The organism is Lactiplantibacillus argentoratensis, assembly GCF_037290055.1.
Classification (GTDB): Bacteria; Bacillota; Bacilli; order Lactobacillales; family Lactobacillaceae; genus Lactiplantibacillus; species Lactiplantibacillus plantarum.
Genome location: NZ_CP147647.1, coordinates 2,552,647 through 2,578,067, shown reverse-complemented (window position 1 = coordinate 2,578,067; position 25,421 = coordinate 2,552,647). Strand labels below are relative to the sequence as shown.

The window sequence follows — 25,421 nt, the reverse complement described above, 5'->3', positions numbered from 1 at the left end:
ATAGACTGGAGTTGGTGAGTATGACGAAGGCAGTTATTTTTGATTTAGATGGATTATTGATTGATAGTGAGGTTATTTCATTAAAGATGTATCAACAAATCGTACAGGATTATGGGCAGACGCTTTCCATGGCGACTTATGCACAGGAATACAGTGGTAAGTCGGCGGTGACGAATATGCAACACTTGATTGAACGTTTTGACTTGCCGTTTGATGTTGATACTGGATTAAAGCGGGCGTTAGCGTTGGAAAAGACGTTTATGCAGGATGGCGTTGAGCTCAAACCGGGAGCACGGGTGTTGTTGCAGTTTTTACACCGGAATCATTATTCAGTGGCCTTAGCTTCATCTAGTATCAAGTCGCGGGCATTAGGTATTTTGACGTCCCATGATGTGGCGCAATATTTCGACCAGTTTACCTTCGGACCGGATGTCGATCGTGGTAAGCCATATCCAGATATATTTTTGATGGCATGCGCCAAACTCCAACAACAACCTGCAGATTGTTTGGTTCTGGAAGACAGTGAAGCTGGCATTCAAGCGGCGACGTCCGCGAAGATTCCGGTAATTTGTGTGCCGGATATGAAACGGCCTAACCAGCCCTATGCTGATCAGGCGACTGCGATTGTACCGTCGTTAACGGATGTGATAACGTATTTAAAATCAGTTCGATAAGATTCATTTGTAATTAAAGCATAAAGATTATTAAATTATTAATAAGGAGCGGTTGTCCGATAGAAAAACTGCTATACTACGAGGCGTAAATAAATCGCTGACAAGTAAGCCAGTGGAACGAAGGAGTCTTGATCAATGAAGAAATTGATGATTGCTGTAACTGGTTTAGCCATGGTGGCAACGCTGGGAGCAGCGGTACCCGTTACAGGGATTACAGCGAATGCGGCGACTAAGAAGACAACGGCTACGAAGAATGTCGCACCAAGTTTGAAGGTCAATGCAATTTACAATAATACGACGCAAATTACGGGTACGGCAACCAAGGGCGCTAAGATCACTGTAAAAAGTACGGCCAACGCCAAGAAAAATCTTGGAACTGCAACGGCCTCTAAAACGACGGGAAAGTACACGGTTAAATTAGCCAAGACATTGAAGGCGCAAAGCAATGTTTATGTGTACGCCACGAATCCAACGACTAAGGCTTATTTCTACCGCGTCATCCGTGTTCAGACTGCCAAAACTACTGCCTCTTCAACTAAGAAGACGACTAACAAAGTGGCAACTAAATCGACGGCGGCCACTTCGTCATCCAAGAAGACAACTAAATCGTTTAAAGTCAACGCGCCAGCGGGTACTTGGAAGTCGAATACGACTAACAAGTACTCCCAAATTTTAACGTTTAGCGCTAAGAATGGCTTTAATCAGACGCTTTATAAGAATGGCAAACAAGTTAAAAAGCTGGTCTCGTATGCGAATTATAGCATGACTGCCAAGACGCCAACGTTCTGGAAAGTCAGCTATAAGTCAGGTTCGACTACTAAGACCCTATATTTACGCTATACAGCAACCAATAAGTTTACGGTCGTTAATGCTAAAAATCAGATCGTTAAAGTTAAGGTTGGCAATGCCCCAGCAGCTGTTTGGACGTTTACCAAGTAGTGACGGGTCGTTAAATATCTTAAGCACGAACAATTCCTCGGCATTTCGGGGAATTGTTTTTTTGTTGCTTGCTGATCAATTAGATTGAACGTGGCCTACTGAATATTAAAATAATTGAAGAAAACGCAGACGGCTTATCGTCATTAGCAGGTTAGGTGAGAACATATAAATTGGCTAATTGGGGCTGTTCATAGTTGCCATGATGGAAAAGACATTACAGCGTTGGTAAGTCATCTAGTTCGTTCGAAGAATGGCTTGGGCGTGAGTCACTTTAAAAATAGCCATCGTGCAGTCGTACCCGTGAAGAGTACTGAGTAAGCAAGCAAAGAAAAATGGGTGTTCGTTAGCTGATACTTATCATTTGATTACGGCTATTAACAAAAATAATATCACAGTGATAAAAATTTAATATTCGGATATTTGTAAAATTGTAAGTCTTTTTCCGAAGGTCATGAACTGAAAATAATGTAAGATAATTAACGTCAAGAGATGTTAAAATACTATCTATGTGAAGGGAGCGATGGGCATGCAACACCGGCAATTATGGTATCGGGGCGGCCTGGGACTGGCACTAGCGCTAGTTGTGGTTGGATATCGTGGATCACGGACAGTTATTCGGGCGGTCCCCCGCGCACAATTGAGTGTTGATCAGAAAATGCCATCGACTAGCAGTGTTTTTTCTGCTTCGAAATTGACGTTGCAAGATGCGGCAAACGATTCGGCACCACAAGTGTCACCTGAGGCCCAGGAAAGTTCGGGACCTGACAAGGAGTCGAATTCAACATCAGGCAGTAGTACCAATAGCAGTGGCAATAGCAGTGGCAATAGCAGTGGCAATAGCAGTGGCAATAGCAGTGGCAATAGCAGTGGCAATAGCAGTGGCAATAGCAGTGGCAGTACAACGCTGGAAAGTGCTGAAGATAATCAAACATCAGAAACGGCAACGACCAAAGCGGCAGAAATGGTCAATGGGACGGTTAAGATGACCTTAGATACTAATGGCACATTGCATTTGAGTGGTGGGTCATTTGGTGCATTGCTAGGGTCAGCCACTGAGAGTTGGATTGTAAAAACCTTGACGGCCAATGGCTATCAACCGACCCAAGTTTCAAAGATTGTCATCGACGGTAAGATAACGGCAACTACTATTACTAATTATTCGTATCTGTTTGCTAACTTACCTAATGTTACGGCGATTGATGGGCTCGCCAACCTTAATTTAACTGGCGTAACGGATATTTCGTGGCTATTTTTGAACTGTTCACAGTTAGGTGCGTTGGACTTGAATAGTTGGGATGTCAGCAGCGTCATCAGAATGGAGGGAACGTTTCAAAATTGTGCCAAGTTAGTTACGTTGAACGTTGCCGATTGGAACACGGGTTCATTACAGTATCTAATTGACACTTTCAATGGTGCCAGTTCATTAACGTCGTTACCAGTTGGCAAGTGGAATACCAGTAAAGTGGCGACGATGATGCGGACGTTTACGGATTGTTCTTCGCTGACGTCATTAGATGTCGCTAATTGGGACACCCGTGTCGTGACGAACATGTCCGCGATTTTTCGAGGAATGTCGAAGGTTAAGAATTTACCCATTGATAAGTGGCAAACGGGCCGTGTGGTTAATATGCAGTTAGTCTTTTCAGGTGATACTAGCTTGGAAAGTATTAACGTCGCTAATTGGGACACGAGTCGGGCCGCCGCGTTGGATGGAACCTTTGCCAAGCTCCCCAATATCAAGTCCCTGCCACTCGACAATTGGAATACAAGTAACGTCCAAACGTTACGGAACACGTTTTATGGCGACACTAACCTGACCCAGCTGCCGATTGACAACTGGAATGTCGGCAAAGTCTTTGATTTTAATTCGACCTTCAGTGGCTGTGCTAGTTTAACGACTGCACCGGTTGCGAATTGGAACACCCAGAGTGCCACTAATCTTGGTTATACTTTTGAGGGTATGACTAGTCTCACCTCGTTACCAGTAGATAATTGGCAGACTGGTACTGTCACGAATATGGCCGGAACTTTTTCTAGAGTTAGTCAGTTAAAGAGTCTCCCGATTAGTAAGTGGAACACGAAAAATGTACAAAATATGGCGGGGACTTTTTCTGAAATGAGTAGTGTCACGGCATTGCCAGTAGATAATTGGCAGACTGGTAATGTGACGACAATGAGGGGTATCTTTACCAAAGTTAGCCAAGTTAAGAATCTGCCAGTTGGTAAGTGGGATACAACGAAGGTCGTTGACATGGGACAAGTGTTTTATGGCAACCCCCAGTTAACTAGTCTGCCCATTGAAAACTGGAATACAAGCTCAGCCACGGATTTTTCACAGCTATTTGCGGAGGATTCGGGTTTACAAACCTTGAGTCTAGGTGCTTGGAATACGACCAAGGTGACTAACTTTGAATCAGTTTTCCAAAATACCAGTCTAGACAAATTAGATCTGACTGGCTGGAATACCAACAGTGCGCAAACTTATACCAACGCTTTCAGTTCGAAGTTGCCGCCTAAACGTCTATTGTTGGGCCCCAGTTTTAACTTTTTTAAGAGTGAAAGTTGGCACTTGCCAAATCCTAGTAGTGAGGCACCTTATATTGGGAAATGGCGTAGTTTAAATAATAAAAAAGTTTATACGTCAGCTGATTTGATGACTAAATACGATGGTAAAACCATTGTTGGAGAATTCGAATGGGCCACTGGCAACACGATTACAGTGAAGTATGTGGACGCTGCTGGCAAGTCCTTGGCACCCGACACGAAAATCAGTGGTGCAACTGGTGATGCCTATCATATTAAACCAATTGAGATTCAAGGGTACGTGCCAGATCAACCAGATGGGGTTCAAGGGAACTTTACCGACAAAGATGAAACGATTACGTTAATGTACAATCCTGGAGGGCTAATATTTGTCTCAGCACCGCAGACCATTAATTTTGGTCAGAATCCGATTACTGGTAAATCAGAAAATTACGGTGCCTCCTATGATACTGGGCTAGTTATTCAAGATGGTCGGTCAATAGGGGCAACGTGGTCGCTCAATGCAACGCTCTCAGCATCAGGTTTCACTAGTAAGCAGTCGGCACGACCATTAGCGGCTGTGCTCAGTTATAAGGATCAACAAACGGGTAACGAGTCAATTCTTACGCCAGGTGTGGCACGGTTGATCGTCAATAACCATCAAACTGTTTCAAACCAAGGTGTCAATGTCCTCGGTCAGAAAATGGCACTTGGGGCACTATCGTTACAAGTGCCAACCGATCGTGCCTTGACGGATACGTATCAGGCGACGGTCACTTGGACGCTTAATCAAGGGGTTCCTAATCGATGATGAAAAAAATAATGATTAGGTAACATAAAATTTGTAAGACTGCTTGATTGTTGTTAGCGAGTTAGTTATGTATATTTACAACGTACCATAATAACTATTCCAGCTTAATGATTGGTTTCGGCCAGGGTTGGCTTTAGTTATGCCGCAAATAATGATATAGAGGAGGAGTGGTGTTGATGAAGCGTTTGGGGTTCATCACAATTGCCATCAGTACCCTACTTTGTTGGGGGTGGTTGTCAGCACCGATTATTGGTGTGGCTAGTACGGCTGAGAGCCCAGCAACGATTCGCTTCGACGGCCAGGCTGAGTCATCGAACCCAGACACTGGCACTAATCAGTTACATGTGACTGAAGCGTCAAAGTCGAGTCATTCGATTGTGCGTCAGCCGAATGCTAGTCAAGCTGTTCATCATCAGAGCCCGGGGTGGTTACCACAAACGAGTGAACAATGGTGGCTGAGTGCTTTCATTGGTGGTATTGGGTTACTGGTCGTTTTAATTGGTTGGCAATTGGTTAACTATCTAAAAAAAAGGAGTTCATTATCATGAAAAAAACATTATTAGGACTTTTATTCTCAGCAGCATTGATTGCAACATCAGGTTTGACCGCGAGTGCGGCCGATACGCCACAAACGTCTAATGGGACAGTTGGTTTCACTGGGGGCGACATCACTATTGATAATGGTGATACGGACTTAGCTGGTGCTAGTCTTGACTTTGGTACCAACCAAATCACCGCAGCTAACAAAGACGATAACTATGACAACACGAATAAGTCAGCGGCGGTATCCGTTGTGGACTTACGGGGAACGGCTGCTGGTTGGGATTTACGTGTGAAGCAAAATGACGTTTTTAAAAACGACAAAGCGGTTGCTAATAAAGAATTGACGGGTGCGATTCTAACATTGAATGGTGTTTTGGATTCAAATGCATCGACGACTGGTGCGGACGCAACGGCCAATACCGGTGTTGCGCTAGATACACTCAATAGTGACAAGGTTTTGATGACCGCCGCTGTGGGTAAGGGGAATGGTAAGAACGTGGCTGATATTGCTAAGTCACAACTAATGGTTCCCAAGACTACGGCACGAGCTACGGGAAGTTATAGTACAACGTTAACTTGGAGCTTGAATACTGCACCAGCGAACAGCTAATAAGTATTGATCGGAAAAATAATGGCTAGTAGGGGTTAATGTCATTTTTCCGAATCATGATTAGGGGGAGAAATGATGTTAACAAAGAGATGGTGGCAGTTAGGAATTGGTTTGCTAGTCGGATTAGTTAGTCTAAGCTGGGGACGAACGGGTTCGGCTAACACAGTCGGTTTTGAGGTCGCACCAGTGGCTTCCAAATATCAAATCGATAAGGCTGTTTCATACTATGATCTGAAACTAAAGCCTAGCCAAACAACCACTTTGGCAGTGAAAGTGACGAACACAAGTACCCAGGAAATCACCGTGCATACGGCAATTGTACCGGCGACAACTAATCCCAATGGGGTGGTTGAGTATCAGGCAACGGCTGATGGCAAGAACATTGATTTGCCAGCTGATGCTAGTCAACTGATTACGACGGCGGCGGATAAGATTATCCTTGCTAAGGGAACCAGTAAGATCGTGACTTTTAAGGTGAAAATGCCGGCTCAGAAGTATGATGGTGTTGTCGTTGGTGGACTGAGTTTCTTAAAAAAGGCCGCCAAACAACAGAGTAAGAGCGCGATGGCGATTAAGAATCAATACGCTTACTCAGTGGCGGTCGTATTGCATGGTGATCACGCGCTCACCAAGAATAAGTTGACATTGGGTAAGATTGATGCGACGCAAAATAACGGGTATAACCAAATTAGTTTACCCCTACAAAATCGAACAGCCGCTTTCTTGAATCAAGTCAAAACTGATGTCCAAGTCTATCGTCGTGGTAGTAACAAAGTGCGCTACAAGCAGGTCAATGAACACGGTCAGATGGCGCCTAATTCAGTTTATGCCTTACCGTTACGGGTTGGCCGGGATGCGTTGAAACCCGGCCAATATACCGCTAAGTTGGCCGTGACGTCCAAAAAGCAACATTGGACGTTCACCAAAGATTTTGAAATCACGCGTGATCGTGCGAACCAACTCAACAAAACCGCCGTGATTGAACATCATACTAACTGGGGGTTGTGGATCAGCCTCGGTCTGCTAGTCATCTTGTTGTTACTGATTGCTTGGTACATTCATCGCAAGCAGCTAAAGATCAAGCGATTAGAAGAACGGCTTAAAGATAAATCATAAGTTCATAGCCATTAGTACTGTTATAAACGGACTCGGTCAGGTTGGCCGAGTCTTTTTTGTGGGTTCGGTGGCAATGAATACAAATTTACCTTTGCTAACTTACTCATTATCTTTTTGCAGGCAATGCGCAGCGGCTTGTTTCTAAGTATAATGAAAGTGTAGTTAACTTAAGGGATGTGAATGAAGATGAAGTATGAATGGCGTAAACAAGAAAAAACAACCTATGCTACTAAGAAGCAACCCCAACTGTTGACGATTCCAGCCCAAACTTTTATGAGTATCCATGGAACGGGGAATCCCAATGGCCCAGAGTTTCAGACGCACCTGCAAACGTTATATCCAGCTGCTTATGGGCTCAAGCATGCGTATAAGCAGTATGCGCAAACACAGGCGTGTGAATTTGATGATTACGTTGTTTTTCCGCTTGAAGGGGTCTGGTCATTGACGACTAAGGGACAGCAACTTGACCATCTTGACAAAGATGAGTTCAGTTATGACATTATGATTCGGGTCCCAGACTTTGTTCCCACTGAACTGATTGCACCGGCTTTGGCAGCGGTTAAAGCTAAGAAACAACTGCCAACTGAACAAATTAACGTGCAGCAGTTCGACGCAATGCAAGTGGCACAGATTCTACACGTGGGTGCTTATGACAATGAACCCGCGAGTTTTGCCAAGATAGATGAACTGGTCGCCAATCAGGGTATGCATCGTACTAGCAAGATTCATCGAGAAATTTATTTATCCGATGCAAGGCGGGTGGCACCTGATAAACTGAAAACTATTCTCCGGTATCGAGTGGCATCGAATTAATGCGAAAACTTTTGATTGGCATTGGGCGTGAAACACGAATATAATTTAAATATATTTTAATTCATATAAAATTATAATTAAGGAGTGCTGATAGTATGATGCAAATAGAGATTAGTGATCGGCTGAAAGCTTTATTGGTTGCGAAGGGCTTTGATAAGAAGCAATTGGTTTTGGTGACGGATGATGGTGGTGGCAAGTACTCTTTGCACGGGGGTGCTTGCAGTATTGGAACTAAATTTACGATAATCGTACTTGACCAGCCGGACCCCGAATACAACGTAACGGTGGTGAATGATCAAGGCCTCGCGCTTTGGACCTCCACATACGATCTCATTTTCTTTAACGATGGTATTAAGATGGATTACGATCAGGGGCGGATCGCTATTAAGGACAATGCTCATATGCTGGACAATGCCGTTCAAATCGCTAAAGGAGCGGAAGTTTTAGCTGCTTTTGAACAGGGCGTCCCAGCCGATAACCTAACTTGTTAATTGCGATATGAAGAAGGCATAATAATGAAGGCAGTTATTTTTGACGATTTTGGTAGTCCCGATGTATTGCGCATTGCTGACGTGCAACGGCCGGTGGCGACAACTGCGACCGTCTTAGTGAAGGTCATGGCGGTGGCCGTTAATCATGTTGATACGTTTGTTCGGAGTGGGGCGTTTAAGACGGCCCTGGCAGCACCACACGTGGCGGGACGTGATTTAGTCGGCGAGGTCGTAGCCAGTTCGCAACCGGACTTTCAAATTGGTGACCAAGTCTGGACGAACTCAATGGGCTATGAAGGCCGAATGGGCGCAACGGCCGAGTATGTGGCGGTGCCAACTAATCGTTTGTATCACGTTCCTGATGGCGTGGCGCCCATGCCGCTCGTCGCGGCGGTCCATTCAGCTGCAACAGCCGCCATCGTACTTAACGACGTCATGGAAATTTGTAGCGGCCAGACACTCCTAATTGAAGGTGCCGCGGGCAACGTTGGCCGTAAGCTGATTCAACTTGCGCATCAAATGGGCGTGACGGTTGTGACAACCGCATCACCACGAGATTTTGCACGGTGTCAGCAGTTAGGCAGTACCGCCTGTTATGATTATCACGCGGGGTTTGCGGACCAGTTAACGACAGATCAGTGGACTTTTGACCATGTGATCGATACCTCGGGACGCGTACCACTGGCGATTAATTTAGCGTTATTACGATTAGGTGGTCAGGTGACATTGATTACGGCATCGCAGGATAACCAATTTGAGTTCCCTGTTCGCCAGTTTTACATGTCTCAACAGCGAATCACTGGTTTTGTGATTAGCCATGCAACGGTTGACCAGTTAGCACAAGCGGCCAGTCGTTTAAACCGAGCTTTTAGCGCCGGACTGCTATTGGATGATCAGGTCAGCCAGCGATATTTTAAGGATGCCGCTCAGTGTCACGCTCAATTGGAAGCAGGCACGGATCATCACCAGCGCTTTGTGTTATTACCGAGTTGATTCAGCATAACGATTGAAAGCCTGATTAATTAATCAGTAATACTATGTCAACAATAGTATTGTAATTTTGGTGATTTAAAGTGATTACTTGGCAGGAGGACTGGACAGTCGGCTCCCGCGCGTCTAAAGTTGCGACCAATATTATCTGTGAAAGGACCGGCGTGCTAACAATCCGAAAGGTGATCGATACGGCGATCTTTACTAATGTTAATGGCATTCCTCCGTGGTAATACGCAGACTTGAAAAGAATATCGATGACGAAAGTCCAACACTTGTCAGCAAGGGTTGGACTTTTTGTGGTGCAGCACCAGAAGCAATGGCAGAAAAATAATTAATTTACTACCTATACTAGATTGTTGATATGAATTTATTTATTCGGATAGCCATCGATTGTTGGTGAACGGCTTTAAAGGAAGTTCGCCTAATTATCTCAAGCAACTCACGCTTGATAACGGTTACACGAACAATCTGGGTTTGTAAATATAGTTAACGTTATACATTATTAGCGCTGTTACTGACCAACCAATATAATGAAAATGTGGTCAAAGGAGTCGGCATTTAAATTAATTAATCAATCGTACAAGGTTATTGGGGGAGGTCACAAGTGATTTAGTGCCAGTAATTTATGAATTGTTATGAGAGCAATCATTGTTGATAATGACCACCGTTCTTAGTTGATGAAAGCTAAACAAGCGCTGGTAAATGAAAAAGGGGGATTTATACCATGAAGCCAATGTTAGGACACTTATTAATGGCAGGAACTTTATTATTAGCGGGTAGTACACCGATTGTTGCCAATGCTGCAGAAAATCGTAGTGGGAATACGGATATCAAAGCGGAATTTACGAAGAGTACGTCCACGGTGACGCCAGTTGATCCATCAAATCCTGATGTGCCAAGTACTGATGGCGATGGTGACAACGGGGCGGCAGCAGGTGGCGACCTGTCGCTGATTTTTGTGTCTAAATCGTTAGGATACGGGACGCATGAGCTGGACGTTTTAAATGATCAACAATATAAGGTTGACCCAACTAGTTCATACACTTTGCTATGGCAGGATAAGATGGTCGTGGAAGTTTCTGATGTTCGGGGAACCAATGCCGGCTGGAAATTAACTGTTACCGGCTCCAATTTAACAGGAACGGATGGTACGGCTGCAAAGGGCGCAACGCTCAGTTTACCAAAAGGTGACGTGGTCAACAGCGGCTCGGAGGCCAATGGTGCGGTTGCCACGGCTTCCGAAGTTGCTTTAAATGGTACGGTGGGATCAAGTGCCGTCTTAAATGCCGATAAGGGCGGTGGTTCCGGGGTAACTGTTAGTCGCTTAGATCCAAAGGCGTTGACACTGAATATTAAGGCTAATACGGTTAAGGCGCAGGCCTATAGCGCTAACCTGAATTGGACATTGAGTGATTTACCAACAAATTAAGCGTCATCGGGGCGAACGGGCGCCCCAAGTACATATGTGAGTAATGGGGGCGAGAAGATGCAATTATTGAAGCGAATCATGGTCATTGTGGGGACGTTAATTTTAGGCCTGCAAGTTAGCAGCGTTAGTGGATTGGCAGCCAGTAACGCAAGTAGCAGTAAAACCACGCAAAGCAATGACATCGGGTTTAGCGTGGCCGCGAAGATTCCGAATAATCAGATTGATCAACATAATTCCTATTTTGATTTAAAAATGACGCGTGGCCGACAGCAACAGATTCAGACGACGATTTATAACGTCACCAACGCTGACATCAAGGTTCAAACGGCGATTCATACGGCTTATACGAACGGCAATGGCATTATCGAGTACGTGACACCAACTAAAAGTTACGATCCTTCTTTGAAGTATCGAATGGACCAAATCACCAAAATACAGGGACCAACGACCATCACGATACCCGCAAACGGGTCGAAAGTGGTAACGGCGACGGTCACAATGCCTAAGCAAGCGGTGAACGGTGTGATTTTAGGCGGCTGGTATTTTAAACGGGTCGCCAATAAAGTCACCGGAAGTGTTAAGGGTTCCATGAATATTGCCAATCAGTATTCGTATGTGATTGGACTGAAATATACTGCTGGTATAGTGCCACAACCACAATTGAAGCTCGATACGATTACGGCGGGCATGCAGAATTATCGGCGAGGGGTGTTTCCGCAATTACGCAACGTTACCGCGGTGATCGTCCCCAAACTAACGATTACGGCTAGGTTAACGAGTAAGAATAGTGGCAAGGTCATCAAGAACTTTACACAGAAGAATGTGCAATTAGCACCTAACTCAGTTTATAAAGTACCTATTTTGACAGGGACCAATCGTTTGCAGGCTGGTTCGTATCATGTCCGGCTAGTTGCTAAAAATGCCGATCATCGATGGGTGTTTGATAAAGATTTTGTCATCAGTACGGCCGCGGCAGATAAGTATAATCAGGCTTCCGTTGATAATTCGGGAATGAGCGTTGGCTGGTTTATTCTATTCGGAGCGTTAGGCATGTTAATTATTGGATTAATCGGTCTATTAATCTTTTTCTGGATCAAAAAGCGGCGGCGTGCTTAGTTCGGTCAGTGAAATGGGGGAAGGACCATGCCGAATAAATGGTGGCGATTAATATTAGGGGTAATGCTTGTGCTGAGCTGGGCAATACCAGTGCGGGCAGCAACACACGGTCGCACTGAGATCAGTGTGGGGTTTTATGAGACTAAGTATAGTGCTGACCGGATTATTCCCGCCCGTGTGATTCCTGATGGTGGTCACCCGTACGTTATTAGACCAGCTGACCCGGGTACCCAGGGTCGGAGAAATCAGTCAGAGCGCAAGCCAATCCGCCGACAACTAGTTATCGATGGCTGGTTGCGTGGGCAATCACGCAATAGTCAACAATTGCCCCAAACGAGTGAGCGGCTTGTCATTGGCAGTATCCTTGGTGGGATGGGATTGTTAGCTAGTGTTTTAGCAGGCGCGTTGTACCGAATATTAAAACGGCAAGATGGGGGTGAACGGGATGCGTAACAGACGAGTAAAATGGTTACTAATTCTTGTATTCGGTATACTCGGCTTGCTGAATTTGCTGCTCTTAGAGGGTAACGCCGCGACTTTGACGAGCAAGATGACGGACGTGAAAACTAATGCTGCTTTTCAGGCCGTACCGGCTGGTAGTTCGGTTGGTAGTAATATTGATAACGGTTTGCAAATGTATCCAGCATTAGGCAACGTGTCTGCTAACTATGCGGATAATGGTCGAATTACGAGGCAGACGACTCAAATTACAATGACGATGACGGGTTCGATTACCTTAAAATCTAGTAACTCGATGTCAAAAGCTTATTTTGATATAATGACTGGTCCGGCGAGTGGAAGCTACACCGGGGCAACACTAGTTACGGCTACGCCTACTAGTCTTGGCAGTGGCAATTCGATTATGATTAGTTCTTCAAAACAGACGCAGACGTTATCGGTCAATTTTCAAAATATTAAAAGTGAGTTGCCAATCTATATTGGCTTCCGAATCACAGTGAATGGTGAGGAAGGTACCTATCAACTGGGTCGTTTCAACGCGCAGACATTATCTCCTAAAATTACGGGGACACTTTATTCGACTGATACGACGATCAAAGGAACCGGGACACCCGGCAATACGATCAGTAGTAATGTTAATGGTGTGACGACGACGGTCGGAAGCGATGGAACGTACACGCTGAATCTTGGGACTGCACTCGGTACTTTGAGTAACGTCACCGTTACTGAGGTCGATGAGATTACCGGTGATAAGGGGACGGCGACCGCAGCGGTGACCCTCAAAAAACTAAATATTACTAGTTCAAAGACGGCAGTCGAGCTATATCCTGGTGACTTAGATTCACTGGCAAGTGATAGCGCGGTCGTCGCCTGGTTAGTTAAGCAAGCTGGCATCGTTGCGACAAATCCGGATAGTGCGACTGACACAATTACTTACGCGGCCAACGAGACTAGTTTAGCGAGCAAGTTGAGTAGTTTAGCCGTTGGTAGCAGCACCACGATCAATATTTATGGAAAAGGCAGTTCTGGACTAAAGTCGGATGCTAAGGCAATTACTGTGACGATGCGGGATGGAACGTTGAGTCTGGGCACATTACCAGCAAGTTTGACGTTTGGCACCCTGACGATTCCGTTTAAAGAAACACTATATCAGCCGACAAATGCTTGGAACATCACTGTTAATGACACACGGAAGACCGGTTCACAGTGGTACTTACGGGCGACAGCAACTGCCATGAAATCCAGTACGCGGACCATGAGTGGCAACCTGATTTATCTGAACGCGGGGAACAAACAGGTGCTGACGAATACTTCGGTAACAGTCAGTTCTGGCAAGAAAACTGCGGGTACGACGAGCACTAATGCTGCAAGTGGTTGGTCGAGCAGTCAGGGTATTTTATTGGATGTCCAACCTAGTGTGCAAATTGACAGTTACAGTGGGACGATTAATTGGACCTTACAGGATACACCTTAAAAATTAATATAAGTGGTCAAAAGATATTGCAAAAGTATGTCGATTTGCAATGTCTTTTTTATGAATAATTAATAATAAGATTGTAAGGGCTTTATTATAGTTTAATGCAAATTTATGTTTACAATATAGAGTAAAGGGTTTAATGAAGCCGTATTTCTGATATAGTAAAGTGAACTAACAAATGTATTAATATGATGAGGTGGTTGGCGTGTCAGCAGTACTTTTAGCGCTGTCGTTGATTTCTGGCGGTTATGAAATGTTGTTTTTAATGATTGGTTTTAGAGAATATGTCACTTGGCGGATTGCCATCATTTGGCTAAGTCTGGTTATCATTACGATGAGCCTGGGGGAAGTGGCTTCAAACTTATGGCCCCAAGTCCCCCTGGCTTATTTTTGGATCATCCCGATTGTTTGTGTGACCACCTTTATGAGTTCTCGGTTGTTGTACACCCAGTGGATTTTAATGTTACCGGTGGCAATCTTTTTGAATGCGCTTAAGCGATTAGTAGGGGCAATCATGGGTGTCATTGCCAAGGCCGTAGCCCAATCTGCATCGCCAATGTTATTACGGCAAGCGATAGGTCTACATTCGACAGCAGATATTAATCTCTTTTTAGCGTCGATTATGATGCTGCCGGTCATTATTATTTTAGGGATGTTAGCGCATCGCTGGTTAGTACAAGTGTCGGCCGCCGATTTCTTGCAACGGGCGCGTGTTAATATTAGCGATTACTTATTAGTTATTTTGTTTTTTGCTATTTACATTATTGCGTATGTTTTTGCGATGGAATGGTCGGTCAATGCGCAAACGTATATGGCAATTGCGGCCATCGTGACGTTTGGCATTATCGGGTCGTATTTAATTAGTAATAAAAACAGTCACTTGAATGATGCGCAGCTATTGCTACAAGTCTCAAATTACAACGAATTATTAAGCCACCATAACCGTGATTTACATTTGTTTAAACATGATTATGAGAATATTCTTTTGAGCATGTCGGCATTTATTCAGAACAATGATATGGCCGGCTTAAAGCGTTATTTTACAACGGAAGTAATGCCTGCCAGGGTAACCCTTAATCGTCAGTCGGGACTGAGTGATTTGAGTCGCTTGGATATGCCGACGGTCAGTGGTCTGATTTATGCAAAATATGAGGCAGCCAACGGTCAGAACGTTCATTTAGTGGTGACAATCTTAGAGAAAGTCACGTTAGCGGATATTCCACAGATAAAAGTAGTGCGGATTTTGGGTAATTTGCTGGATAATGCGACGGATGCTGCTGCCCGAGCGAATCATCAAGTGGCGCTAACTGTTAAAAATCGAGATGCTCACACAACGGTATTTTCGATTACAAATCAAATCCCAACGCATGAAGCGGTAGATTTATCAGTTATCAAGAAAAGTCGATTTACAACTAAACCAGGACATTTGGGTTATGGATTGAGTAGTATTGAACAATTAACTACAGATCAATTAGTTGTTAATTATTGTATTGAAGAGGGCAACTTTATTGCAGAACTCGTTATCAAACATTAAACGTTGGCTTACAAATTGAAAGAATTTGATTTTGATCGCAGTGCTAACAGCATTACCCAATATTAGTCAAGTAATGACAAGCTGTTACAATTACGAGACCTGAGCAGCCAAACTCAACCGAAGCTGTTACTGCCACCAAAGATGAGCGCTGGTCGGAGCATTTAACGATAAGCTTTTAGATAATTAAGACCATACTTTTTTCACTTTATGTGAATTGGTTAACATAAAAATGATTGCTTTAAAGCGGTTATCCCAGATTACGAGGGATAACCGCTTTTGTGTATTGATTGTTAAATAAAAAATATTTGTTAGAATCATTAGTGTACAGCAGGATTAGTTAGCATTGTAAATTGTCAGATGGAAAATGTAAATAGTATTACTGCTAGACATCTGTTAAAATAAGCATTATTTTTGGGTTAACAAATTTTGACCAATAACGTAAAGGAGTTACAGATTATGGGGACAGAACTACAATTTGTACAATATTTACATCAAATGCGTGATTATAATGATCAGCACCCAACCACCAAGGGGCTGATCTTATTAGGTTACTTAGAACGAGATTTTATTCGATTTTACCGGGCCGGTAAGATTGAAGAAGGCATTCAATTTGCTAAGAAGAATCTGACCCGTTCGCGCGATTTATTAAATAAATTATCGAGTGAGGAAAAACAGCTGCAACTCAGTGCGCTGGTTGATGTCTTAGCTTTTGAGGGAATCCAAAATCATGCTGAGATTTATGAATTTGTTAAGCTACGTAATGATTATCACCGTTGGTTAGTTAAATTACCCGTGACGACGGAACGTTACCAGCCACTAGTTGTGCAGATTATTCGTGATTTTGCGGCAATTGCCAAACCGAACGCATTAGCTTATAACGCACATTTAGAGTCAACGCTCGATGTGATGTACTATACCAATGCTCACCTGCATGATCAACTATCGGTGAAAAAGGTATTGGCCCACGTCAATGCGCGTTGCAATCCTGAGGCGGTGCGGCGGTCGTTCAGTCAAGAGATGCATATGTCGATTCGCGATTACATCAATGCTAAGAAAATTCAGGAAGCTGAGCATATGTTGTTGGCAACGGATTTAACTATTCGAGCCATTGCTGCTGAACTCTGTTTCTACGATGCCGCCGATTTTTCAAAACGATTCAAGAAGGAGATCGGTCAAACGCCCTTAGAATTTCGGCAACTTAATACACGAACTGATTAGTACTTGTATTTTTAAAGATAACCTTTTTCGCGTAAATACAAACCCCCGTTTTACTCGCATAAAAGCAGGTATACTATGTCTCAAAATTCAAAATATGTCGATATTTGACTAAAATTAACAGAGGCAAATTACTATGCGATATACACGGGGCAAATGGCGCGTAACCAATCCCAAGGTTTGGTTGTTTTCTAGTGTTTTAATTTTAGGTTGGAGAATTGTGCCGACAGTGGCTCAAGCAAGTGAAGCTGAGACGGTTACCATGTCGAGTCATTCGGTGCAGTTAGAAACGGATAGTCAAGACCAATTAACAGAAGTAGCACGGATTTCAAAAACTGCGGTAACTCGTGACCGCCACAGTGTGACCGCCCAGTCCAGCAAGTCAGCTGACAGGACTAGTTCGGAGCAATCTGCTACGACTGGCACTGTTGAGGCGGTCAGTCCAACGACTAGTGAAGCCCAACAGCGGTCAACACAGCAAGATAAAACAGCTGTTGAACAACAGGCAAGTGACTCAACAGCAGCTTCTGCGGGTGCCAGTACTAATCAGGCGTCAGCCGCAACAAGTTCTGATCAGGCGCCAGTAGCCAACTCAACTGGCACTCATCATGCGATTGATATGGCCAGTTCAGCTAGCGCACTAGGTGCTGACAGTGGGGCCCATTCTGAAAGTTTATCTGAGGCGCAACGCTCAGGTGGTCAAGGTAAGACGATCGATTCAGATTTATCGGGAACTGTTCATTCACAGTCATCAGTGAATACCGTGACGACAGCTACCCCTGTGAACTCAAATTCAAGCCTAGAAAGCGACAAGTTTGCTTCCACACGGAGCCGAGCTGTAGCGGCAACTGATCAAATGAGCAGCAGGGTTGAGAAAAGGGCATTGAATAAAACAAATGTCACTAAGTCAATAAACATACCAGTTGCAACAAAGCAGCCGAGCAAGCAACGGACAGTCACCGCTTCGTCGTTTTTGACAACAGCAAAGAACTTAGCCGATAAGAACTATCTTGATCAGTATGCCAAACAGCATGGGCAAGCGGCTTTGATTGCTTTGATCCAAGATTGGTTGTCCACGTATCGAATTATTGCACTTACAGGAATTACGATTGTGAATAGTTCATTTGATGGTAGTGTGGCTACGATTAGTGGTGGTCTGCACGTTATCAATACGGGGGCGACAATTCGTTCTGGTCAGGATGATGAATGGGAGACCATCATAAACGGTGGTTTGTCAGTGACAAACAATACAATCACGTTTACAACTACCAATGGATTGGTGGACCGTCCCATAGCTAATCAGGATATGGATTTTACAAAGCCTCGGCCAACAGGAAATGGTGCAATCAAAGGTTTACCAAGCGTTACGGTTGATTCTTCGTTAGTCAATGCGCAAGAATTTAGTCAAGCCCAGATCAATATTAGTGACTTTTATGATCAACTAGTTACTGCAGGGACTATTTTATCGGCAACTAATGGTGGCACGTTGAGTAAGATGCTGATTGGTGAGTCTGGAACTGCTGATTTGGGCTCTTATCAAGGACACCATTATTATGCCGTGAATATTGATTTGAATGACTGGCACAGTGGTATTCGGACCACTGGTTTTAATAATGATGATGTGGTTATTTATAACGTCGTCACGGCAGCACCAGCGTTAACCATTGGTGGCGGTTTTTCTAGTAGTACACCGAATCTAGTCTGGAACTTCAATCATGCCATGCGTATTCAGAATACCACGATGATAACTGGTAAAATCGTGGCACCACATGCTGTCTTTACAACTAATCAAAATGTTGATTCAGCGGCCGTTTTACAATATGGATATGGCGATGGTGACAGTGCTATTCGAGAGACGATTACGAGCCAAAACGAGCATAATTATGGTTTTGGTCAAGTGGTTACTGATGATCCGTTGGATTACTTAATTGCAGTGATTCAGTCGGATGGTACGAGCATTGATACTTTAGCTGGTTTTCGCCATCTACTAGCAACCGGGCAACTGAAGATCACGATTACAGATGCGGCTGGGACACGTTTATCAAGGTTGAATGCGGTTGATACACATATTGCGGGCCAGCATCGCTATCTAATCACTTACCAATTTGGCGATCAAACTGCGACGACTTGGTTGAACGTCCAACCATCGCATGAGCCCATAATACCTATCAGCCGGATACCGGAATATTCAGCGATAACGCGGACGATCAATTACCAAGATGAGCGAACTGGGGCGGTGCTTGCTGGCCCAGTTATACAAAATGTACGGGTCGTGCGATTTGCCATTTTTAATGCTAAAACTCATGAATTGCTCGGCTATGATACAAACGGCGACGGAATTGTTGATACTAGTGATGGGACAATTGCATGGCTGTTAGTACTGCCAACGGATCAAGATTGGGTACAGGTTGTCTCACCAGACTTATCTGCGCAGGGTTATCAAGCTCCTGATATTCCGGTAGTTGCGGGGCAAACAGTGATCATTAATGGTGGTGATAGAACGATGAATACAAATGTAATTGTCAAGTATCAGCAACAAACGCATATTGCAACGACGCAGCGAACGGTTACCCGGACGATTAACTATATCGATGGTGGAACACTGCAACCCATCGCGTCACTACATGCTGTTGTTCAAACGGTTAAGTATCAATTATTAGCTGTGGTTGCTCATGACGGAACGATACTTGGCTACGATACCAACGGGGACGGACAGATTGAGACACAATTGGCAGATGAAGCATGGTTGATTGTTGGTTCAGGGCCGTGGTTTGGCGCGGTTAAGTCGCCAGATCTGAGCCATGAGGGCTACGCAGCGCCGGACCTAAAAGTAGTGCCGGAGCAGATGGTTGCTGGGGTCGATGATAAAGATGTTACGATCAATGTTTATTACCGACTAGCAACTCAGGCCGTTACGGTGTATCAAAATAAACGGCGCGTTATCAGCTATATTGATCGACAGACCCATCAATCGATTGCCACGACCGTCCAGCAATTGGTTATTTACCAACGAACAGCAATTATTGAAAAAAAGACTGGCAAATGTTTAGGCTATGATTTAAACGGTGATGGATTAGTTGATACGAGTCAAGCTGATTATGCGTGGATTTTAGTTGGCAGTGGTCAATTTGCCGCGGTAACGTCACCAACGCTAGTCGTCCAAGGCTATACTGATCCGGACATAAGGACTGTAGCGGCTCAAACGGTCGCGATTACTGATCCGGACCTGATGACGACAATCGTGACTTATGACCATCGTATTATTACGGTAACACCAGGCAATCCTGCTCGACCAGGACAGCCAGTTGATCCTGACAATCCGAATATCTTGTTTCCAGATGAGGGTGGCGACACCGATTTAACGCACACCGTTACTAGAATCATTCACTATGTTTATGAGGATGGCACGACAGCCGCAGCCTCGGTCCTACAAACCGTCCAATTTCAACGCAATGCGATGATTGATTTAGTGACGGGCGAAGTGACATACCAAGAATGGGTACCAGTCTCGGTAACGGAAATGGCGGGCGTTATTTCACCAATTGTAGCGGGTGCCACGACCACATTAACAGAAGTGGCAGCCCAGCAGGTGAGTGTCACAACTGCCGATCAGGTTATAGTGGTTACTTACAAGAAATCGGCAATCAAACCGGAAGAACCGGGGCAACCTGAACAACCAAGTCAACCGGAAGAACCGGGGCAACCTGAACAACCAAGTCAACCGGAAGAATCGGGGCACCCTGAGCAACCAAGTCAACCAGAAGAACCGGGTCAATCCGAAAAACCAGGGGAACTGCAAAAACCGAGTCAGCCAGCTGATTCTGAGCAACCAGATGGATTAAGTGATCAAGCCAATTTGAGTCGTAATCAGGCTGAACAATCACGGACGTCACAGCCATCACAAGCAGAGTCAGATCAAAGCGTTGTGCAGACGAATCAGCAGAAAACAGCTGCGTCCGTTTCAGGTATTGGTTGGGTTAGTGCACAGGCGGTATCAAAACGTACCACTAAGCACCATCGGATGACGACCCTTCCCCAGACAGACGAGCAGAATACGCAATTATCACTCTTGGGGATGATTGGATTAGCATTGAGTTCAATTTTAGGTTGGCTGAAGATTAAGTCCCGCGATTAACAGTTGTGAGATGATACCCGTTGTGAGTTGCGGATCTTTAGGAACCGGGATTGACGGGGTTAATGTTCCTTTGAGGGACAGCTAGTTTTGAATGATTAATATAGGCAATCACTGACGTTTCTTATTAAACGGTAGTGATTGCCTTTTATGGTATCGTCGTTGGTACTTTTGATGCGGTCAGTTGACCGGTCAAAATGGCGACTAATAACTGAGCAAAGGAACACACGCGGCACTTTTCGTAGTGACACTAAATGTCAGACATATGATAGTAGCAACTGGGTGGGGCGTTTAAAAAATTAAGGGTTATGCCTAAAAATAACATTTATCGTTGACAATTGTAAACGAAGGGATTAATATACACATATAGATTACAAGTGTAAACGATAATGAGAAAGGGACGAATAAAATGATGATTAAAGTATTAGTCTTATTAATTGGTGGGTTAGCAATTGGGTTTATTCTGTGGTGGTTCTTCGGGAAGCATGCTACGACAACGGTCACCGCGAGTGCGGTTGATGATTTACAGCAGGTTGATGTGGAGGTTAAGGGTGGCTATTCGCCAGAGCAAATCGTGTTGAAAAAAGGGGTTCCGGCGGTACTTAATTTTACGCGCAAAGATGCATCTGGTTGTCTGGATCACGTGGTGTTCAGTGATTTCGGTATCAATCAGGAATTGCCACAAAATCAAGTTGAAGCAATTACGATTGATACGAGTAAGTCTGGCGAATATCAATGGGCCTGTGGGATGGACATGTTTCATGGAAAATTAATCATTAAATAGTGGGAGGAAAATCAAATGAGCGCACGACAACAAATCAATATTACAGTAGACGGCCATTATGACCCAGCAGAAGTAACGTTACAACAAGGTGTACCGGCCCAATTAACGTTTACGCGCACGAGTACGCAGGGGTGCTTAGAGCAAGTACATTCAACCGACTTGCACTTTACGACTGAGTTACCCCTTGACCAACCGCAAACGGTGACGGTACCAACTGATCGAGCCGGTGAATTTTACTTTAGTTGTGGGATGGACATGGTGAGTGGCAAGGTGGTGATTGCGTAATGAACACGACGAAACGGTTTTGGATTTCATTAATATTTTCCCTGCCACTACTGGCTAATATGATTTTGATGCCCTTTGGCTGGATGCTCCCGGGTGGTGATTGGACGCAGTTGATTCTGACGACCATTATTATGGTTGTTTCGGCTCGGCCGTTCTTGCAAAGTGCGTGGGCGTCTTTTACTAAGCACCATGCCAATATGGATACTTTGGTGGCGATTGGCACCGCGACGGCTTATTTTTACAGCTTATACGCAATGGCAACGGGGCAAGCAGTCTTCTTTGAAAGTGCCGCACTTGTGACCACTTTCGTTTTGCTCGGCCAAGTCTTTGAAGAACGAATGCGGCGCAACGCGTCCAGCGCGGTCGCAAAGCTAGTGGGCTTACAAGCCAAGGAAGCGGAAGTGTTACGCGATCAAGAATTTGTAAAAGTGCCGTTGGATCAAGTAGTGGTCGGCGACATTATTCGGGTCAAGCCAGGGGAAAAAATTCCCGTTGATGGTGTAATTACAACTGGCCGCTCAACGGTTGATGAGTCAATGGTGACGGGAGAAAGTATGCCTGTTCAAAAAACGGTGGCGGACGCTGTCATTGGTTCAACGATTAATAGTAATGGGACCTTTCAGTTCAAAGCTAGCAAGGTCGGTGACCGGACAATGCTGGCTCAAATCGTTGAGCTCGTTAAAAAAGCACAAAACAGTCACGCACCGATTCAAAAGCTGACCGATAAAGTTTCTGATATTTTTGTGCCGATTGTGCTAATTATTGCTATCGTTACCTTCTTGACCTGGTATGTTTTCTTGAATGCTAGTCTCGCGAATGCCTTGATTTTTGCGGTCGCTGTGGTCGTGATTGCCTGCCCGTGTGCGCTAGGTTTAGCTACGCCGACCGCACTAATGGTCGGTACCGGCCGTGGTGCCAAGATGGGGATCCTGATTAAAAATGGTGAGGTCTTGGAAGCTGTCAATGACGTTAAAACGGTGATCTTTGATAAGACGGGAACGATTACGGTTGGTCACCCACAAGTGACCGATGTTATCGGCGACGAAGTCCAAGTACTGCGCGTTGCCACTAGCTTAGAGGCGGCTTCGGAACATCCTTTAGCTGCGGCAATATTAAAACGCGGCACGGCCCGTGGTATTCAAGCACCAACCGCCACGAACTTCCAAGCCATCGAGGGTAAAGGTGTGACTGCTCAAGTTGAGGGCCAATTAGCGGTAGTCGGTAATCATAAATTATTAACTGATGAGCCGATTAGTGCTGAATTACAACGCCAAGCCACCGAGCTTCAGGACGCGGCGAAAACGGTCGTGTACGTGGGCTTAAATCACGAAATCATTGGATTGATTGCCATTCAAGACGTCGCCAAATCGACGTCTGAGGCAGCCATTGCGAGTTTGAAAGCACGTGGCTTGAAGACGGTCATGTTAACCGGCGATAACGAACGGGTCGCACAAGCTGTGGCGGATCAAGTCGGTATTGATGAAGTGATTGCTGATGTGCTGCCAGGTGATAAGGCTGAGCACGTTCACGCGTTCCAGAAGGCTGGCAAGGTGGCCTTTGTCGGCGATGGTATTAATGACGCCCCCGCGTTGACGACGGCGGATGTTGGGATTGCCATGGGTTCCGGAACTGATATTGCAATCGATGCTGGTGGCATCGTGCTCGTTAAGAACGATCTGCGTGATGTTGACCGGGCGTTGGCATTGAGTAAGAAGACGTTTAACCGTATCAAACTTAATCTGTTCTGGGCTTTCGTGTACAACGTGCTCGGGATCCCAGTCGCAGCGGGCCTCTTCTTTGCCATTGGGCTGACGCTTAGCCCCGAATTGGCCGGATTAGCAATGGCCTTTAGTTCATTGTCCGTAGTCACGAGTTCGGTATTGCTAAATAAAGCTAAAATCAGTTCGAACGCCCAACCTGCGTAGACGATGACAGGTAGCGTCGGATGAAATCGGGCCTGTTAAACAAGCAGAAATGTGTGTTAATGGTACAAAATATGCGGGTGTCTAACGCCAGTTCACGTTATTGAGCTGGCGGCGACACCCGCTTTTTGAGTCGACAACTTAAGGAAGAAGACTGGCTATAAGTTCCTCACAATCAGTAAAAAAAGAGTATTAGATTTACACTAATTAAGTATCATATCGTTAGTGTGAAATTAGAAGAATGCCCATTTAACGGAGATAAGTGTGGTGTTAGATGCTTTTGTAAGCGCTTGAATCAAATTGTGTATTGTGTAACAATGTTAATTGTAAGCGGTTTACATACTATTTGAAACGAGGGTTTGAACATGAAAATTAAAGCAGCAGTGGTTGATAAAGTAAACGATCCATTTGTCATTAAAGATGATATTGAATTAGCTGAAATGAAAGCAACTGATTTACAAATCAAAATGGTTGCGACTGGAATTTGTCATTCTGATGAAGCAATTCGGCGGGGTGATGCGTCGTTAGGTTATCCAGTAATTTTAGGACACGAAGGTTCTGGAATCGTCGAAAATGTCGGTTCAGAAGTAACTAATTTTGAAGTGGGCGACCATGTTATTCTATCATTTTACGCTGACGGAACATGTGATAACTGTCTGAAAGGCATGCCAACTAAATGTCGGAATTATGCCGACTATAACTTGAGTGGGACTCGTCCCGATGGTTCCGACCATTTCCAAGAAAACGGGCACCATATCAGTGATATGTTCGACCAATCTTCCTTCACGACTCATACGGTAGTTGACCAACGTAATGCGGTTAAAGTACCAAAAGAACTAGATTTACGTCGCTTGGGACCTTTAGGCTGTGGCTACGTCACCGGGAGTGGCACTGTTTTGAACAGTTTACAGCCGCGCCCAGGACAAACAATTGCAGTCTTTGGGACTGGTGCGGTTGGTTTAGCGGCAATGATGGCTGGTAAGATTTCCGGCTGTACCGAAGTGATTGCGGTCGACATTGTTGATTCACGGCTAGAACTCGCCAAAGAATTAGGTGCTACTCATGCCATTAACAGTAAGGAAGAAGATCCAGTTGAAGCAATCAAGAAGTTGACGCATGGTTACGGGGTCGACTTTGCCGTTGATACGACTGGGGTAGAACCAGTTATGGTTTCTGCAATCCACGCACTTGCTCAAGGTGGGACGGCTGCTTTGATTGCCGTTACGGCCAAAAATATCACCATTAGCTCATGGAACGATTTGTGTGTTGATGATAAGAAAGTCATTGGTGTTAACATGGGTGATGCCATCCCTGGCGTTGATATTCCACGGTTAATCGATTTCTATCAACATGGCATGTTCCCATTTGAAAAGACCGAAAAATTCTATAAATTTGAAGATATTAATCAAGCCAACGCTGATTCTGGTAGCGGTAAGACCATCAAACCAGTCTTGATCATTGATGAAGACTATCAACCTGGTAAATAGCTACCGGCTTGGTGCCACCAGTCATGCGGACTGGTTTCTAAAACGGCAATGTCAAAAGTTGATTTTGA

The 25,421-nt window shown here is 44.7% G+C and carries 20 protein-coding genes; all 20 read left to right on the top strand.

Annotation, left to right across the window (positions count from 1 at the left end):
* The first annotated feature begins 20 nt into the window (after nucleotides 1-20).
* Nucleotides 21-674, top strand: coding sequence for an HAD family hydrolase (locus V7R88_RS12340; protein ID WP_054398698.1), 654 nt, complete (start codon nucleotides 21-23; stop codon nucleotides 672-674).
* A gap of 135 nt (nucleotides 675-809) precedes the next feature.
* A complete protein-coding gene (locus V7R88_RS12335; protein WP_057717701.1) occupies nucleotides 810-1,613 on the top strand; it encodes an Ig-like domain-containing protein in 804 nt (267 codons plus the stop codon).
* A 526-nt stretch (nucleotides 1,614-2,139) separates the two neighbouring features.
* The gene (locus V7R88_RS12330; protein ID WP_161325466.1) at nucleotides 2,140-4,947 is read left to right on the top strand and encodes a BspA family leucine-rich repeat surface protein; all 2,808 of its coding nucleotides are present in this window, start codon (nucleotides 2,140-2,142) and stop codon (nucleotides 4,945-4,947) included.
* Between the two features lie 176 nt (nucleotides 4,948-5,123).
* Nucleotides 5,124-5,495, top strand: a complete 372-nt coding sequence (locus tag V7R88_RS12325) for a hypothetical protein (protein ID WP_054398692.1) — start codon at nucleotides 5,124-5,126, stop codon at nucleotides 5,493-5,495.
* On the top strand, nucleotides 5,492-6,100 hold the full coding sequence (locus tag V7R88_RS12320; RefSeq protein ID WP_013355925.1) for a WxL domain-containing protein: 609 nt from the start codon (nucleotides 5,492-5,494) through the stop codon (nucleotides 6,098-6,100). Before V7R88_RS12325 ends, V7R88_RS12320 begins: the two co-directional genes overlap by 4 nt.
* Before the next feature lie 72 nt (nucleotides 6,101-6,172).
* Nucleotides 6,173-7,216 carry a DUF916 and DUF3324 domain-containing protein gene (locus V7R88_RS12315; RefSeq protein WP_054398689.1) on the top strand — a complete coding sequence of 348 codons (1,044 nt, stop codon included), beginning with the start codon at nucleotides 6,173-6,175 and terminating at the stop codon, nucleotides 7,214-7,216.
* Nucleotides 7,217-7,396: 180 nt separating this feature from the next.
* Nucleotides 7,397-8,029, top strand: a complete 633-nt coding sequence (locus tag V7R88_RS12310; RefSeq protein ID WP_054398686.1) for a GyrI-like domain-containing protein — start codon at nucleotides 7,397-7,399, stop codon at nucleotides 8,027-8,029.
* A gap of 95 nt (nucleotides 8,030-8,124) precedes the next feature.
* Complete coding sequence (locus V7R88_RS12305; protein WP_054398683.1) at nucleotides 8,125-8,520, top strand: iron-sulfur cluster biosynthesis family protein; 396 nt, start codon at nucleotides 8,125-8,127, stop codon at nucleotides 8,518-8,520.
* Between the two features lie 24 nt (nucleotides 8,521-8,544).
* Nucleotides 8,545-9,513 (top strand): quinone oxidoreductase family protein, encoded by a 969-nt coding sequence (locus V7R88_RS12300; protein ID WP_054398681.1) that lies wholly within the window; start codon nucleotides 8,545-8,547, stop codon nucleotides 9,511-9,513.
* A gap of 724 nt (nucleotides 9,514-10,237) precedes the next feature.
* Nucleotides 10,238-10,942 (top strand): WxL domain-containing protein, encoded by a 705-nt coding sequence (locus V7R88_RS12295; protein ID WP_003642319.1) that lies wholly within the window; start codon nucleotides 10,238-10,240, stop codon nucleotides 10,940-10,942.
* A 57-nt stretch (nucleotides 10,943-10,999) separates the two neighbouring features.
* Nucleotides 11,000-12,058: a DUF916 and DUF3324 domain-containing protein gene (locus V7R88_RS12290; protein ID WP_054398678.1), complete on the top strand. Its 1,059-nt coding sequence runs from the start codon at nucleotides 11,000-11,002 to the stop codon at nucleotides 12,056-12,058.
* Between the two features lie 90 nt (nucleotides 12,059-12,148).
* Nucleotides 12,149-12,511: a cell surface protein gene (locus tag V7R88_RS12285; RefSeq protein WP_338816261.1), complete on the top strand. Its 363-nt coding sequence runs from the start codon at nucleotides 12,149-12,151 to the stop codon at nucleotides 12,509-12,511.
* Nucleotides 12,504-13,991 (top strand): WxL domain-containing protein, encoded by a 1,488-nt coding sequence (locus V7R88_RS12280; protein ID WP_054398674.1) that lies wholly within the window; start codon nucleotides 12,504-12,506, stop codon nucleotides 13,989-13,991. Before V7R88_RS12285 ends, V7R88_RS12280 begins: the two co-directional genes overlap by 8 nt.
* Nucleotides 13,992-14,199: 208 nt before the next feature.
* Complete coding sequence (locus V7R88_RS12275; RefSeq protein WP_225588348.1) at nucleotides 14,200-15,528, top strand: sensor histidine kinase; 1,329 nt, start codon at nucleotides 14,200-14,202, stop codon at nucleotides 15,526-15,528.
* Nucleotides 15,529-15,984: 456 nt separating this feature from the next.
* Nucleotides 15,985-16,746: a helix-turn-helix domain-containing protein gene (locus tag V7R88_RS12270; protein ID WP_054398672.1), complete on the top strand. Its 762-nt coding sequence runs from the start codon at nucleotides 15,985-15,987 to the stop codon at nucleotides 16,744-16,746.
* A 133-nt stretch (nucleotides 16,747-16,879) separates the two neighbouring features.
* Complete coding sequence (locus tag V7R88_RS12265; RefSeq protein WP_054398671.1) at nucleotides 16,880-20,878, top strand: mucin-binding protein; 3,999 nt, start codon at nucleotides 16,880-16,882, stop codon at nucleotides 20,876-20,878.
* A gap of 406 nt (nucleotides 20,879-21,284) precedes the next feature.
* Entirely contained in the window at nucleotides 21,285-21,659 is a 375-nt protein-coding gene (locus tag V7R88_RS12260) for a cupredoxin domain-containing protein (RefSeq protein WP_003642310.1), read from the top strand.
* A 15-nt stretch (nucleotides 21,660-21,674) separates the two neighbouring features.
* Nucleotides 21,675-21,944 (top strand): cupredoxin domain-containing protein, encoded by a 270-nt coding sequence (locus V7R88_RS12255; RefSeq protein WP_003642309.1) that lies wholly within the window; start codon nucleotides 21,675-21,677, stop codon nucleotides 21,942-21,944.
* The gene (locus V7R88_RS12250; RefSeq protein ID WP_054398669.1) at nucleotides 21,944-23,869 is read left to right on the top strand and encodes a copper-translocating P-type ATPase; all 1,926 of its coding nucleotides are present in this window, start codon (nucleotides 21,944-21,946) and stop codon (nucleotides 23,867-23,869) included. Before V7R88_RS12255 ends, V7R88_RS12250 begins: the two co-directional genes overlap by 1 nt.
* A gap of 362 nt (nucleotides 23,870-24,231) precedes the next feature.
* Entirely contained in the window at nucleotides 24,232-25,353 is a 1,122-nt protein-coding gene (locus V7R88_RS12245; protein WP_057717698.1) for an NAD(P)-dependent alcohol dehydrogenase, read from the top strand.
* Nucleotides 25,354-25,421 lie beyond the last annotated feature (68 nt).

Bases quoted from the DNA above. Each gene is read 5' to 3' on its own strand.
- V7R88_RS12340 (WP_054398698.1), top strand. From the start codon at position 21: ATGACGAAGGCAGTTATTTTTGATTTAGATGGATTATTGATTGATAGT.
- V7R88_RS12335 (WP_057717701.1), top strand. From the start codon at position 810: ATGAAGAAATTGATGATTGCTGTAACTGGTTTAGCCATGGTGGCAACG.
- V7R88_RS12330 (WP_161325466.1), top strand. From the start codon at position 2,140: ATGCAACACCGGCAATTATGGTATCGGGGCGGCCTGGGACTGGCACTA.
- V7R88_RS12325 (WP_054398692.1), top strand. From the start codon at position 5,124: ATGAAGCGTTTGGGGTTCATCACAATTGCCATCAGTACCCTACTTTGT.
- V7R88_RS12320 (WP_013355925.1), top strand. From the start codon at position 5,492: ATGAAAAAAACATTATTAGGACTTTTATTCTCAGCAGCATTGATTGCA.
- V7R88_RS12315 (WP_054398689.1), top strand. From the start codon at position 6,173: ATGATGTTAACAAAGAGATGGTGGCAGTTAGGAATTGGTTTGCTAGTC.
- V7R88_RS12310 (WP_054398686.1), top strand. From the start codon at position 7,397: ATGAAGATGAAGTATGAATGGCGTAAACAAGAAAAAACAACCTATGCT.
- V7R88_RS12305 (WP_054398683.1), top strand. From the start codon at position 8,125: ATGATGCAAATAGAGATTAGTGATCGGCTGAAAGCTTTATTGGTTGCG.
- V7R88_RS12300 (WP_054398681.1), top strand. From the start codon at position 8,545: ATGAAGGCAGTTATTTTTGACGATTTTGGTAGTCCCGATGTATTGCGC.
- V7R88_RS12295 (WP_003642319.1), top strand. From the start codon at position 10,238: ATGAAGCCAATGTTAGGACACTTATTAATGGCAGGAACTTTATTATTA.
- V7R88_RS12290 (WP_054398678.1), top strand. From the start codon at position 11,000: ATGCAATTATTGAAGCGAATCATGGTCATTGTGGGGACGTTAATTTTA.
- V7R88_RS12280 (WP_054398674.1), top strand. From the start codon at position 12,504: ATGCGTAACAGACGAGTAAAATGGTTACTAATTCTTGTATTCGGTATA.
- V7R88_RS12270 (WP_054398672.1), top strand. From the start codon at position 15,985: ATGGGGACAGAACTACAATTTGTACAATATTTACATCAAATGCGTGAT.
- V7R88_RS12265 (WP_054398671.1), top strand. From the start codon at position 16,880: ATGCGATATACACGGGGCAAATGGCGCGTAACCAATCCCAAGGTTTGG.
- V7R88_RS12260 (WP_003642310.1), top strand. From the start codon at position 21,285: ATGATGATTAAAGTATTAGTCTTATTAATTGGTGGGTTAGCAATTGGG.
- V7R88_RS12255 (WP_003642309.1), top strand. From the start codon at position 21,675: ATGAGCGCACGACAACAAATCAATATTACAGTAGACGGCCATTATGAC.
- V7R88_RS12250 (WP_054398669.1), top strand. From the start codon at position 21,944: ATGAACACGACGAAACGGTTTTGGATTTCATTAATATTTTCCCTGCCA.
- V7R88_RS12245 (WP_057717698.1), top strand. From the start codon at position 24,232: ATGAAAATTAAAGCAGCAGTGGTTGATAAAGTAAACGATCCATTTGTC.